An 11,815-nucleotide genomic window follows, 5' to 3' on the forward strand; every position below is an offset into this window, starting at 1 on the left:
GGCTTCAGGCTGGACCTGAAGCCCTCTTCGAGACTGCCGTATGAAGTTGATCATTCTCGACCGCGACGGGGTCATCAATCAGGACTCCGACGACTACGTGAAGAGCCTGGACGAGTGGATTCCGATTCCCGGCTCGATCGAAGCCATTGCGCGGCTGAGCCGGGCCGGCTGGACGGTGGCGGTGGCCACCAACCAGTCCGGGCTGTCGCGCGGCTATTTCAGCGCACAGACCCTGGACGCGATGCACCAGCGCCTGCGCCGGCTGGTGGCGGAGCAGGGCGGTGAAATCGCCCTGATCGAACATTGCCCGCATGGACCGGATGACGCCTGCGAGTGCCGCAAGCCGCTGCCCGGGCTGTTCCGGCGCATCGCCGAACACTTTCACCTGGCTGACCTGCAGGGCGTGCCGACGGTGGGCGACAGTCGCCGTGATCTGGAAGCCGGTCTGGCGCTCGGTGCCGACCCGTTGCTGGTGAAAACCGGCAAGGGCCTGCGCACCCTGGAGAAGCCGCTTCCTCCCGGCACCCGGGTCTTCGCCGACCTGGCCGCCGTGGCCGACCATCTGCTGGAAACCCGTCCATGAGTGCAACGCAACGCCTGAAAACCGTGGTGTTCTACCTGCTGCTGTCCGCCACCGCCTTCCTGTGGGGCACCGCCAGCCTGGTGGTCGCGCCGCTGCTGCCGTTTCGCCAGCGCTACCGGGTCATCGTGCAGAGCTGGTGCCGCCTGGCGGTCTGGCTGGCGCGCAGCCTGGTGGGCATCCGCTACGAGGTGCACGGCCTGGAGAACATCCCGCAGCGGCCCTGCGTGATCCTCGCCAAGCACCAGAGCACCTGGGAGACCTTCTACCTCTCCGGCCTGTTCGCACCGCTGAGCCAGGTGCTCAAGCGCGAGCTGCTGCTGGTGCCGTTCTTCGGCTGGGCGCTGGCGCTGATGCGCCCGATCGCCATCGACCGCGACAATCCCAAGCTGGCCCTCAAGCAATTGGCCAAGCAGGGACATGAGCACCTGATGCGCGGCAACTGGGTGCTGGTGTTCCCGGAGGGCACCCGCGTGCCGGTCGGTGAAGCCGGCAAGTTCTCTCGCGGCGGCTCGGCGCTGGCGGTCAACGCCGGCCTGCCGGTGCTGCCCATCGCCCACAACGCCGGTCATTTCTGGCCCAAGCAGGGCTGGGCCAAGCACCCGGGCACCATCCAGGTGTTCATCGGTCCGCCCATGCTGGCCGAGGGCGAGGGCCCGCGCGCCATCAGCGAGCTGAATCAGCGTGCCGAACGCTGGATCAACGAGCGCATGGCTGAAATCGACCGCAGTCCGGCTGCCAGCACCCCCTCGCTGGTCAGCTGAGTGCGTTTTCCGTAGTCCCGGCCGGCGCACCGCCGGCCTCGCTGTGATCCGTGTACGCCCATGAATGAAGAATTGCTCACTCAGGAATGGCAGGCACTGATCCGCCAGTATTCCGATGTCCTCCCTGTTCTGCAGGCGCTGGCCGAGTCGCACCGCGTCGACCTCGCCCGCAATTTTTACGACCACATGCTGGAAAATCCCGACTCGTCGCCCTATCTCAGCCACGAGCAGGTACGTACCCAGCTGAGCAGTTCCCTGCAGCGCTGGGTCGTCTCGGTGTTCGCCGCCCAGCGGGCGGAGCAGGTGCTCGAGTGCATCGAGATGCAGCAGCATGTCGGCAAGGTGCATGCGCGCATCGAGGTGCCGGTGTCGCTGGTGCTGCGCGGGGCTCGTCAGCTGAAGAGCCACCTGTCCCGCCTGCTGCTGGAGAGCGAGCTGGACGCGCAGCTTCAGCACGCCGCCACCCGCCTGGCCTGCCAGCTGATCGACCTGACCATGGAGATCATGAGCCAGGCCTATTCGGCGTCCCACGACCGCAATTCCCGCGCCGAGGAGGCCTACCGGCTGTTCTCGGTGTCGCAGAACCTCGGTGCCGAGAAGGAACGCCAGCGCGGCGCGCTGCTGGACTGGGAGAACCAGCTGATGTTCGCCCTGGCCACCGGGCAACAGGCCAGCTACCTGCCGCGACTCGGCGATTCCGAGTTCGGCCTGTGGTTCCGCCACAAGGCCTCGCACGCCTTCCAGGGCTCGCCGGAAAGCACTTCGATCCTCGCCTACATCCGCGGCATCGACAGCCAGCTTGAGGCGCTGCGCGCCCGGGAGGCTGGCGAGCGCCAGGAGTTGCCGATCGACCTGCTGCGCCAGACCCGCGAGCAGACCAAGTCGATCCGTTTCCTGCTCGACAGCCTGTTCGAACAGGCCAACGATCTGGAGGCCGGCCGCGATGCGCTGACCCATCTGCTCAACCGCAAGTTCCTGCCGGTGGTGATGAGCAAGGAAGTGCTCTACAGCCGGCAGAGCGGTCACGGCTTCGCGGTGCTGCTGATCGATGTCGACCACTTCAAGCAGATCAACGACACCTACGGCCACGAGGCCGGCGACCTGGCGCTGCAGCAGATCGCCAGCCTGCTGACCAGCAACACGCGCGGCGGCGACTACGCCTTCCGCCATGGTGGCGAGGAGTTCCTGCTGGTACTGGTGGACATCGAGGCCGGTCGCGCCCTGCAGGTGGCCGAGGGCCTGCGTCAGCGCATCGCCTCCGAGCCGTTCCGCATCGGCGGCCAGACGCTGCAGCTCACCGTCAGCATCGGTGTGGCGGTGCATGATGGCCACCCGGACTACCAGCGCCTGCTGCGCCGCGCCGATCAGGCGCTGTACCAGGCCAAGCGCGACGGTCGCAATCGCAGCATTCTGCTGGCAAGCTGAGGCACGTCGCGTCCGGACGCCAATCCGGGCGCGGCGCGCTGTGTCTCTTACCTGCATAGGATTCCGTCATGAAGCTCTACTACGCTCCGGGCGCCTGCTCCCTGTCGCCGCACATCGTTCTGCGCGAGCTGGGTCTGGACCATCAACTGGAACGCGTCGACCTGCGTTCCCAGCCCCACCGTACCGCCTCCGGCGAGGATTTCAGCCAGATCAGCGCCAAGGGTTACGTGCCCGCCCTGCGTCTCGCCGATGGCGAGCTGCTCACCGAGGGCCCGGCCATCGTGCAGTACCTGGCCGACCAGAAACCCGAAGCCGGCCTGCTGGCCCCGGCCGGCAGCCTGGCGCGCGCCCGTGCCCAGGAGTGGCTGAACTACATCGCCACCGAACTGCACAAGAACTTCGGCGCACTGTTCCGCCCCGACGGCCCGGACGAGGTCAAGCAGGCCGCCCGTGCGGCCCTTGCCCAGCGCCTGCGCTTCACCGCCGAGGCCCTGCAGGATCGCGAATACCTGGTCGGCGAGCGCTTTGGCGTGGCCGATGCCTACCTGTTCGTGGTGCTGGGCTGGTGTCAGTACCTGGCCATCGATCTGGCGCCCTATCCGGTACTGCAAGCGTTCCAGCAGCGCATCGCCGAACGCCCGGCAGTGCAGGGCGCACTGAAGGCCGAAGGCCTGCTCAAGTAAAGGCAGCTCTCAAGAGGGTTATGCAACGCAGAAAAAAGGGGAGCCTGGGCTCCCCTTGAAGGTTCTAGCGTCTTTCGGTGCCTGCCCCGACCTTGTTGTTGTTATGGCCATGGGCGGTTGCTGCTGACGGCCCCCATGCGGAGCCAAGAGCGAACGTATTTTTTTGACCTGCGGATGTCGGCCAGCGACAGCCACGTCAAAAGAATCTGTTTGCTACATCCCTGCTGTCTTGTCGTTGTTCTGTCAGAGGCGTTGACTGTTGTTGTTATCGAGCGGTGCTTGTCATTGTTGTTGTGGGGGTCATTAGACCCATCCGGACGGCGGCCGGCAATAAGACCTAAGTCAATGATTTTCCGTGGATTCCCACTGCTAGGGGCGGCTGGGGAATGCACGGCGCGGGGTGGCTCACGTATGCTCACCGGCCGACACCGAGACTCACTCCATGATAGAAACCGGCGCCTACGCAGGGCTGTTCCTCGCCGCCTTCGGCGCGGCAACCCTGCTGCCCCTGCAATCCGAAGCCCTGCTGGTGGCGCTGCTGCTCAGCGAGCAGCAGCCCGTCGCCGGCCTGCTGCTGGTCGCCACCGCCGGCAACGTGCTGGGTTCCTGCCTGAACGCCCTGCTGGGCCGCTACCTTGAGCGCTGGCATGCCCGGCGCTGGTTCCCGGTCACGCCGCAGCAGCTGGCAAAGGCGCGCGAGCGCTACCACCGCTTCGGCCGCTGGAGCCTGTTGCTGAGCTGGGTGCCGATCATCGGTGACCCGCTGACGGTGATCGCCGGGGTGATGCGCGAGCCCTGGTGGAGCTTCCTGCTATTGGTCACCCTGGCCAAGGCCGGTCGCTACCTGGTGCTGACCGGACTGACGCTGGGCTGGACGGGCCAGGTTTTTCCAGCCGCATAAAAAACCCGGCGCAGGCCGGGTTTTTTATTCTCAACGGGCTGAGCGTCAGACGTCCAGGTTCGACACCGCCAGGGCGTTGGCTTCGATGAAGTCGCGGCGCGGCTCCACGGCGTCGCCCATCAGGGTGTTGAAGATCTGGTCGGCGGCGATGGCGTCCTCGATAGTCACCTTGAGCATGCGCCGGGCGGTCGGGTCCATGGTGGTTTCCCACAACTGATCCGGGTTCATTTCGCCCAGGCCCTTGTAGCGCTGCACACTGTAGCGCTTGCTGGTTTCCGCCATCAGCCAGTCCATGCCTTCCTTGAAGGTGCTGACCGCCTTGCGCCGCTCGCCACGCTTTACATAAGCGCCTTCCTCGAGCAGGTTGCCCAGCTTTTCGCCCAGCGCCACGACGCTCTTGTAGTCGTTGCTGGCGAAGAAGTCGCGGTTGAAGGTGATGTAGTGGGAGAGGCCGTGGGACTTGATCTCGATCTCCGGCAGCCAGAAACCGCGCTCACGGTCCTCACGCAGTTGCAGCTGGTAGGTGGCCTGACCGGAACGTTCCTCGGCCTTCAGACGCTCGCGCAGGCCGTCCAGCCAGCCCTGCATGGCGCTTTCGCTGGCGAACTGTTCCAGGCCGATGGCCGGCAGGTACATGAAATGCTCGGTGAGCTCCTGCGGGTACAGGCGCGACAGACGCTTGAGGGTCTTCATCACGGCGCGGTAATCGTTGACCAGCGCCTCGAGGGCCAGGCCGGAAATGCCCGGCGCGTTCTCGTTGACGTGCAGGCTGGCCTCTTCAAGGGCTGTCTGGGTCATGTATTCCTCCATGGCCTCGTCGTCCTTGATGTACTGCTCCTGCTTGCCCTTCTTGACCTTGTACAGCGGCGGCTGGGCGATATACACGTAGCCGCGTTCGATCAGCTCCGGCAACTGACGGAAGAAGAAGGTCAGCAGCAGGGTGCGGATGTGGGCGCCGTCGACGTCGGCGTCGGTCATGATGATGATGTTGTGGTAGCGCAGCTTGTCGATGTTGTACTCGTCGCGCCCGATACCGCAGCCCAGCGCGGTGATCAGCGTGCCCACCTCCTGGGAGGAGAGCATCTTGTCGAAGCGCGCCTTTTCCACGTTGAGGATCTTGCCCTTGAGCGGCAGGATCGCCTGGGTACGGCGGTTGCGGCCCTGCTTGGCGGAGCCGCCGGCGGAGTCACCCTCCACCAGGTAGAGTTCGGACAGCGCCGGGTCCTTTTCCTGGCAGTCGGCCAGTTTTCCTGGCAGGCCGGCGATGTCCAGGGCGCCCTTGCGCCGGGTCATCTCCCGCGCCTTGCGCGCCGCTTCTCGGGCGCGCGCGGCGTCGAGCATCTTGCCGACCACCGACTTGGCGTCGTTGGGGTTTTCCAGCAGGAAATCGGCGAAGAACTTGCCCATTTCCTGCTCCACCGCCGTCTTCACTTCCGAGGACACCAGCTTGTCCTTGGTCTGCGAACTGAACTTGGGATCCGGCACCTTCACCGAGATGATTGCGGTCAGGCCTTCGCGGGCATCGTCGCCAGTGGTGGAGATCTTGAATTTCTTGGCCAGACCCTCGGCCTCGATGTAGTTGTTCAGGTTCCGGGTCAGCGCCGAGCGGAAGCCCGCCAGGTGGGTGCCGCCATCGCGCTGCGGAATGTTGTTGGTGAAGCACAGGATGTTTTCGTTGAAGCCGTCGTTCCACTGCAGGGCGACTTCCACACCCACGCCGTCTTCTTCGCGCTGCACATTGAAGTGGAACACGCTGTTGACCGGGGTCTTGTTGGTGTTCAGGTATTCGACGAACGCCCTCAGGCCGCCTTCGTACTTGAACAGCTCCTCCTTGCCGCTGCGCTCATCGCGCAGCACGATGCCGACGCCGGAGTTGAGGAACGACAGCTCGCGCAGGCGCTTGGCCAGGATGTCCCAGCTGAAGTGGATGTTGCGGAAGGTCAACGCAGACGGCTTGAAGTGGATCTGCGTGCCAGTGCCCTCGGTTTCGCCCACCGGGGCCAGCGGCGCTTGCGGCACGCCGTGCACGTAGGTCTGCTCCCAGACCTTGCCAGCGCGGCGGATGGTCATTACCAGCTCCTCGGAGAGCGCGTTGACCACCGAGACGCCCACGCCATGCAGGCCGCCGGAGACCTTGTAACTGTTGTCATCGAACTTACCGCCGGCGTGTAGCACGGTCATGATGACTTCGGCGGCGGAGACGCCTTCTTCCTTGTGGATGTCCACCGGAATGCCCCGGCCGTTGTCGCGGACGGTGATCGATTCATCGGTGTGAATGGTGATGGTGATTTCTGAGCAGTGGCCGGCCAGCGCTTCGTCGATGGAGTTGTCCACCACCTCGAACACCATGTGGTGCAGGCCGGTACCGTCATCGGTATCGCCGATGTACATACCGGGGCGTTTGCGCACGGCATCCAGGCCCTTCAGTACCTTGATACTGGAGGAATCGTAGGTGTTTTGTTCGCTCATGCTTCACTCCGATGGTCTTGGGTGATTCGACCATGTTCCACGTGGAACATGGCTACTGGCGTTTCCTTCCGCCAGCCATCCGTCAATACGTGGGATTCGACGCAGGTAATGAACACCTGGCATTGCAGTTCTTCCAGCAGCCGGCACAGCGCCTTGCGGTGACGTTCATCCAGCTCCGAGGGCAGGTCGTCCACCAGGTAGATGCAACGCCCCTGCTTGGCCTGGTTAAGCAGATGGCCCTGGGCGATGCGCAACGCGCACACCACCAGTTTCTGCTGGCCGCGGGACAAAATGTCTGCCGCGTTATGGCCCTCCAGGCGCAAGCGCAAATCAGCCCGCTGTGGACCCGCCTGGGTATGGCCGAGCGACATGTCTCGCTGCAGGCTGCTGCCGAGCACCTCTTCCAACTCCCGGTCCTTGTCCCAGCCCCGGTAATAGCTGAGCGTCAATCCGGACAGCTCCAGTAACTGGGCCAGCGTGGCTTCAAAAACCGGCTTGAGAGCCTGCAGATAGGCGCGTCGATAGCTGTCGATTTCCCGACTGGCCAGGCACAGCTCGCGGTCCCAGGCAGCCTGCGCAACGGCGTCCAGTCTACCATGTCGAAGCCACGAATTCCGCTGCCTGAGCGCCTTTTGCAGGCGCTGCCAGGCGCTCAGAAAACGGGGTTCCACGTGGAACACTCCCCAGTCGAGGAACTGCCGACGCACCTTGGGTGCGCCTTCGAGTAAGCGAAAACTGTCCGGGTTGATCAGCTGCAACGGCAGCGCCTCGGCCAGCTGGGCGGCGCTGCGCGCGTTCTGTCCGTCGATGCGGATCTGCAGCTCGCCGCTGCGCTCGCGGCCAATGCCGAGGCTGCTGCTACCACCTTCGGGCAGCTGGATTTCACCGAACACGGTCAGCCCGCTGTCCTCGGCCTGGATCACCGGTTGCAGACGCTGGCTGCGGAACGAGCGGGCCATGCCCAGCAGATGAATGGCCTCCAGCAGGCTGGTCTTGCCGCTGCCGTTGGCACCGTGAAGGAGGTTGATGCGGGGAGAGGGCTGCAGGGTCACCGGCTGCAGGTTACGCACGCCGGTGACAGTCAGACGAAGCAGGGACACTTCGAAAAGGCGAGGCGCGTGTTACAGGCGCATCGGCATGACGACGTAGGAAGAGTCGTCGTTGTCGGCTTCCTGCAACAGCGCGCTGCTATTGGCATCGGACAGCACCAGGCGCACCTGTTCGGCACCCATCACGCCGAGCACATCGAGCAGGTAGCTGACGTTGAAACCGATCTCCAGCGCGGCACCCTGGTAGTCCACTGCCACTTCCTCTTCGGCCTCTTCCTGCTCCGGGTTGTTGGCCTGAAGCTTGAGCAGGCCGCTCGCCAGCTGCAGGCGAATGCCCCGGTATTTCTCGTTGGAGAGGATCGCCGTTCGGCTGAAGGCTTCGCGCAGCTGCTGGCGGTCACCGATCACTACCTTGTCGCCGCCGCGAGGCAGCACACGCTCGTAGTCCGGGAATTTGCCGTCGACCAGCTTGGAGGTGAAGGTGAATTCCCCGGTGGTGGCGCGGATATGGTGCTGGCCGAGGGTGACGGCCACCTCGCCGTCCTGTTCGGTGAGCAGACGTGCCAGCTCGAGGATGCCCTTGCGCGGCACGATCACCTGGTGGCGATCGGCGTGCGGGATGTCCGCGCTGAGCGCGCACATCGCCAGACGATGTCCGTCGGTGGCCACGGCGCGCAGCACGCCGGCATTGACCTCCAGCAGCATGCCGTTCAGGTAGTAGCGCACATCCTGCTGGGCCATGGCGAAACCGGTCCGCTCGATCAACCGGCGCAGCTTGCTCTGCGCGACGCTGAAGCCGAGCGAGCCCGGGCCTTCCTCGACACTGGGGAAGTCGTTGGCGGGCAGGGTGGAGAGGGTGAAGCGGCTGCGCCCAGACTTGATGAGCAGCTTCTGGTCATCGACGCGCACGTCGATCAACGCATCGCTGGACAGGCTCTTGCAGATGTCCATCAGCTTGCGCGCCGGCACGGTGATTTCACCCGACTCGGCAGGCTCCTCCAGGCTGACACGGCCGACCAGCTCGACCTCCAGATCGGTACCGCTGAGCGACAGCTGCTGACCCTCGACCACCAGCAGGACGTTGGACAGCACGGGCAGCGTCTGACGGCGTTCAACGACGCCGGCCACCAGCTGCAGGGGTTTCAACAGGGCTTCGCGTTGAATGGTGAAATGCATGGTGGGTTCCTTGCGAACAGGTGGTATCAGGTGGTCAGCGTGCGCAGCAGGTTCTTGTAGTCCTCGCGGATATCCGCGTCGGACTCCTTGAGTTCGGCAATTTTACGGCAGGCATGCAGCACTGTGGTGTGGTCCCGGCCACCGAACGCGTTGCCAATCTCCGGCAGGCTGTGGTTGGTCAATTCCTTGGACAGCGCCATGGCCACCTGGCGCGGGCGGGCGATGGAGCGCGAGCGGCGCTTGGACAGCAGCTCGGTGAGCTTGATCTTGTAGTACTCGGCGACGATGCGCTGGATGTTGTCGATGCTCACCAGCTTGTCCTGCAGGGCGAGCAGATCCTTCAGCGATTCGCGAATCAGCTCGATGCTGATCGGGCTGTTGGTGAAGTGCGAATGGGCGATCACGCGCTTGAGCGCGCCTTCCAGCTCGCGCACGTTGGAGCGGATGCGCTGGGCGATGAAGAACGCCGCGTCATGCGGCAGCTCGATACGTGTCTGCTCGGCCTTCTTCATCAGGATCGCCACGCGGGTCTCCAGCTCCGGCGGCTCGACCGCCACCGTCAGGCCCCAGCCGAAACGCGACTTCAGGCGCTCCTCGAGACCCTCGATCTCCTTGGGATAACGGTCGCTGGTGAGGATGACCTGCTGCCCGCCTTCCAGCAGCGCGTTGAAGGTGTGGAAGAACTCCTCCTGGGAGCGCTCCTTCTTGGCGAAGAACTGGATATCGTCGATCAGCAGCGCATCCACCGAGCGGTAGAAACGCTTGAACTCGTTGATGGCGTTGAGCTGCAGCGCCTTGACCATGTCGGCCACGAAGCGCTCGGAGTGCAGGTACACCACCTTGGCGTTGGGGTTCTTCTTCAGCAGGTGATTGCCCACCGCGTGCATCAGGTGGGTCTTGCCCAGACCGACGCCGCCATACAGGAACAGCGGGTTGTAACCATGCTTGGGATTGTCGGCCACCTGCCAGGCAGCGGCACGGGCGAGCTGGTTGGACTTGCCCTCGACGAAATTCTCGAAGGTGAAGGTGCGGTTCAGGTAACTGGTGTGCTTGAGCGCCCCCTCGACCTGGACGTTGCGCTCTACCGGGCGGCTGGGAGTCGGCGCAGCGACTACTGCGGGCTCGGCGACGGGTGCCGCTGGACCTGCATCGACCCTAGTGGGCGCAGGAGCGGGAGCAGCGACTGCCGGACGCGGCGCGGCATTCACCGGGCGCGCCGTACGCCGGGCACCGATCAGCAGCGAAACGGCCGGCGCCAGGCCATTGCCACGCTCGCCAAGCAGCTCGATTAGCCGGCCCAGGTACTTTTCGTTGACCCAGTCGAGAACGAAGCGGTTGGGGGCGTAGACCCGCAGCTCCTCCGGGTCACCTTCGACCTGCAGCGGGCGAATCCAGGTGTTGAATTGCTGGGCAGGCAGCTCATCGCGAAGCAGCTCGACACACTGCTGCCAAAGTTCCACAGACACGGATACCCCCAAGCCTCGAAGGCGTAAAACATGGTCGCCAAACAAGCCGGCATTGTAGCGAGCAGGGGGGGCGTTATCCACAACAAAGCGGCAGAACCGCCGAACAGCGCGGTGTCTGCGCCTGTCCGCGCGGCGTGTGGGTGAACTTGTTGATAAGACCAGGCAGAAGTCTGTGGGAAAGGCAGGGAACAAGCCCCTGGAAAACCGGCGTGTGGGTAAAACGGCGTTCCATCCACCGCTTGCTCCCAGCTCGCACACCGCAAAGGCACGTGTTTTCCGCCGACTTGTACCGCCTGCGACCCCTTGCACTGCCTGGAGTACGTGGTCTTATCCACAGAAAGACGCGAGGCCAATGCATAATCACAAGAATCATCTCTTTTCAAAAAATGATCTTCTCTATTCTTTCGTCGAGCCGAGGCTGGCTGGAAATTGACCTGACCCCGCGCTTTCTCTAGAATTGCCGGTCTCTTTAAACGGGGGCCACTCCCGGCCCGTAGTGACCACCAGGTAATTCATCATGAAACGCACTTTCCAACCCAGCACCCTGAAGCGCGCTCGCGTCCACGGTTTCCGCGCCCGCATGGCCACCAAGAACGGCCGTGCCGTCCTGTCGCGTCGTCGCGCCAAGGGCCGCAAGCGTCTGACCGTCTGACCACTGCGGCACTCGTGGTGAGCCGAAGTTTCGGTCGGGAAAAGCGCCTGCTCAAACCCCGACAGTTCAAAGCGGTCTTCGACTCACCCAGCGGCAAGGTCGCGGGCAGGAACGTGCTGCTCCTCGCCCGCGCAAACGGTCTGGATCACCCCCGCCTCGGGCTGGTGATCGGCAAGAAGAGCGTCAGGCTCTCGGTCGAGCGTAACCGTCTGAAGCGCCAGATCCGCGAAACATTCCGCCAGTCGCAAGACGATCTGGCTGGTTGGGATGTCGTGGTCGTGGCCCGCAAGGGTCTCGGCGACCTGGACAACCCGGAGCTTGCCGGCCAGTTCATCAAGCTCTGGAAGCGTCTTGCCCGGCTGCCACGCCCCCAGGACGATTCCCATGCCCCACAGCTCGCGGATGCGTAAACTGGCCGTCGCGCCGATCAAGTTCTACCGCTATGCCATCAGTCCCATGATGGCCAGTCACTGTCGTTTCTATCCGACCTGTTCCTGCTACGCGCTGGAAGCCATCGAACAGCATGGCGTTCTGCGCGGCGGCTGGCTGAGCCTGCGCCGACTTTCCCGCTGCCACCCCTGGAACCCGGGCGGTTACGATCCGGTTCCACCCGCTTCAACTCCCCGACCCCCTTCGATGGCCGAGTAACC

The 11,815-nt window shown here is 64.1% G+C and carries 12 protein-coding genes; 8 read left to right on the top strand and 4 right to left on the bottom strand.

The window, feature by feature from the left end; all coding sequences use genetic code 11:
• Window positions 1–40 precede the first annotated feature (40 nt).
• The 5 genes from gmhB (at window position 41) to VL129_RS02690 (ending at window position 4,353) form a co-directional block, all read left to right on the top strand.
• Window positions 41–583, top strand: coding sequence for a D-glycero-beta-D-manno-heptose 1,7-bisphosphate 7-phosphatase (gene gmhB, locus VL129_RS02670; RefSeq protein ID WP_325409788.1), 543 nt, complete (start codon window positions 41–43; stop codon window positions 581–583).
• A complete protein-coding gene (locus VL129_RS02675) occupies window positions 580–1,344 on the top strand; it encodes a lysophospholipid acyltransferase family protein (protein ID WP_325409790.1) in 765 nt (254 codons plus the stop codon). Before gmhB ends, VL129_RS02675 begins: the two co-directional genes overlap by 4 nt.
• A gap of 60 nt (window positions 1,345–1,404) precedes the next feature.
• Window positions 1,405–2,769, top strand: coding sequence for a GGDEF domain-containing protein (locus VL129_RS02680; protein WP_325409792.1), 1,365 nt, complete (start codon window positions 1,405–1,407; stop codon window positions 2,767–2,769).
• 68 nt (window positions 2,770–2,837) lie between these two features.
• Window positions 2,838–3,452 carry a glutathione transferase GstA gene (gene gstA, locus VL129_RS02685; protein ID WP_325409794.1) on the top strand — a complete coding sequence of 205 codons (615 nt, stop codon included), beginning with the start codon at window positions 2,838–2,840 and terminating at the stop codon, window positions 3,450–3,452.
• Between the two features lie 442 nt (window positions 3,453–3,894).
• Entirely contained in the window at window positions 3,895–4,353 is a 459-nt protein-coding gene (locus tag VL129_RS02690) for a YqaA family protein (RefSeq protein ID WP_325409796.1), read from the top strand.
• A 45-nt stretch (window positions 4,354–4,398) separates the two neighbouring features.
• Here the strand turns inward: VL129_RS02690 and gyrB are convergent, their stop codons facing one another.
• The 4 genes from gyrB to dnaA are packed head-to-tail and all read right to left on the bottom strand — an operon-like array spanning window position 4,399 to window position 10,513.
• Complete coding sequence (gene gyrB, locus VL129_RS02695) at window positions 4,399–6,822, bottom strand: DNA topoisomerase (ATP-hydrolyzing) subunit B (RefSeq protein WP_325409798.1); 2,424 nt, start codon at window positions 6,820–6,822, stop codon at window positions 4,399–4,401.
• Window positions 6,819–7,922, bottom strand: coding sequence for a DNA replication/repair protein RecF (recF, locus tag VL129_RS02700; protein ID WP_325409800.1), 1,104 nt, complete (start codon window positions 7,920–7,922; stop codon window positions 6,819–6,821). Before recF ends, gyrB begins: the two co-directional genes overlap by 4 nt.
• A gap of 21 nt (window positions 7,923–7,943) precedes the next feature.
• The gene (dnaN, locus tag VL129_RS02705) at window positions 7,944–9,047 is read right to left on the bottom strand and encodes a DNA polymerase III subunit beta (RefSeq protein WP_325409802.1); all 1,104 of its coding nucleotides are present in this window, start codon (window positions 9,045–9,047) and stop codon (window positions 7,944–7,946) included.
• Between the two features lie 26 nt (window positions 9,048–9,073).
• Window positions 9,074–10,513: a chromosomal replication initiator protein DnaA gene (dnaA, locus tag VL129_RS02710; RefSeq protein ID WP_325409804.1), complete on the bottom strand. Its 1,440-nt coding sequence runs from the start codon at window positions 10,511–10,513 to the stop codon at window positions 9,074–9,076.
• Between the two features lie 517 nt (window positions 10,514–11,030).
• On the opposite strand from dnaA, the gene rpmH reads away from it, so the two are divergent.
• The 3 genes from rpmH to yidD are packed head-to-tail and all read left to right on the top strand — an operon-like array spanning window position 11,031 to window position 11,813.
• On the top strand, window positions 11,031–11,165 hold the full coding sequence (gene rpmH, locus VL129_RS02715) for a 50S ribosomal protein L34 (RefSeq protein WP_021702523.1): 135 nt from the start codon (window positions 11,031–11,033) through the stop codon (window positions 11,163–11,165).
• Between the two features lie 17 nt (window positions 11,166–11,182).
• On the top strand, window positions 11,183–11,575 hold the full coding sequence (rnpA, locus tag VL129_RS02720; RefSeq protein WP_325409807.1) for a ribonuclease P protein component: 393 nt from the start codon (window positions 11,183–11,185) through the stop codon (window positions 11,573–11,575).
• The gene (gene yidD / locus VL129_RS02725) at window positions 11,568–11,813 is read left to right on the top strand and encodes a membrane protein insertion efficiency factor YidD (RefSeq protein ID WP_325409809.1); all 246 of its coding nucleotides are present in this window, start codon (window positions 11,568–11,570) and stop codon (window positions 11,811–11,813) included. The genes rnpA and yidD overlap by 8 nt, the downstream gene beginning before the upstream one ends.
• Window positions 11,814–11,815 lie beyond the last annotated feature (2 nt).

It is taken from the genome of Pseudomonas sp. (assembly GCF_035497915.1).
GTDB lineage: Bacteria > Pseudomonadota > Gammaproteobacteria > Pseudomonadales > Pseudomonadaceae > Serpens.

What these genes read in the sequence shown, in the direction of transcription:
- gyrB (WP_325409798.1), bottom strand. Translation starts at nt 6,822, where the DNA reads ATGAGCGAACAAAACACCTACGATTCCTCCAGTATCAAGGTACTGAAG.
- VL129_RS02675 (WP_325409790.1), top strand. Translation starts at nt 580, where the DNA reads ATGAGTGCAACGCAACGCCTGAAAACCGTGGTGTTCTACCTGCTGCTG.
- VL129_RS02680 (WP_325409792.1), top strand. Translation starts at nt 1,405, where the DNA reads ATGAATGAAGAATTGCTCACTCAGGAATGGCAGGCACTGATCCGCCAG.
- gmhB (WP_325409788.1), top strand. Translation starts at nt 41, where the DNA reads ATGAAGTTGATCATTCTCGACCGCGACGGGGTCATCAATCAGGACTCC.
- yidD (WP_325409809.1), top strand. Translation starts at nt 11,568, where the DNA reads ATGCGTAAACTGGCCGTCGCGCCGATCAAGTTCTACCGCTATGCCATC.
- rpmH (WP_021702523.1), top strand. Translation starts at nt 11,031, where the DNA reads ATGAAACGCACTTTCCAACCCAGCACCCTGAAGCGCGCTCGCGTCCAC.
- gstA (WP_325409794.1), top strand. Translation starts at nt 2,838, where the DNA reads ATGAAGCTCTACTACGCTCCGGGCGCCTGCTCCCTGTCGCCGCACATC.
- dnaN (WP_325409802.1), bottom strand. Translation starts at nt 9,047, where the DNA reads ATGCATTTCACCATTCAACGCGAAGCCCTGTTGAAACCCCTGCAGCTG.
- VL129_RS02690 (WP_325409796.1), top strand. Translation starts at nt 3,895, where the DNA reads ATGATAGAAACCGGCGCCTACGCAGGGCTGTTCCTCGCCGCCTTCGGC.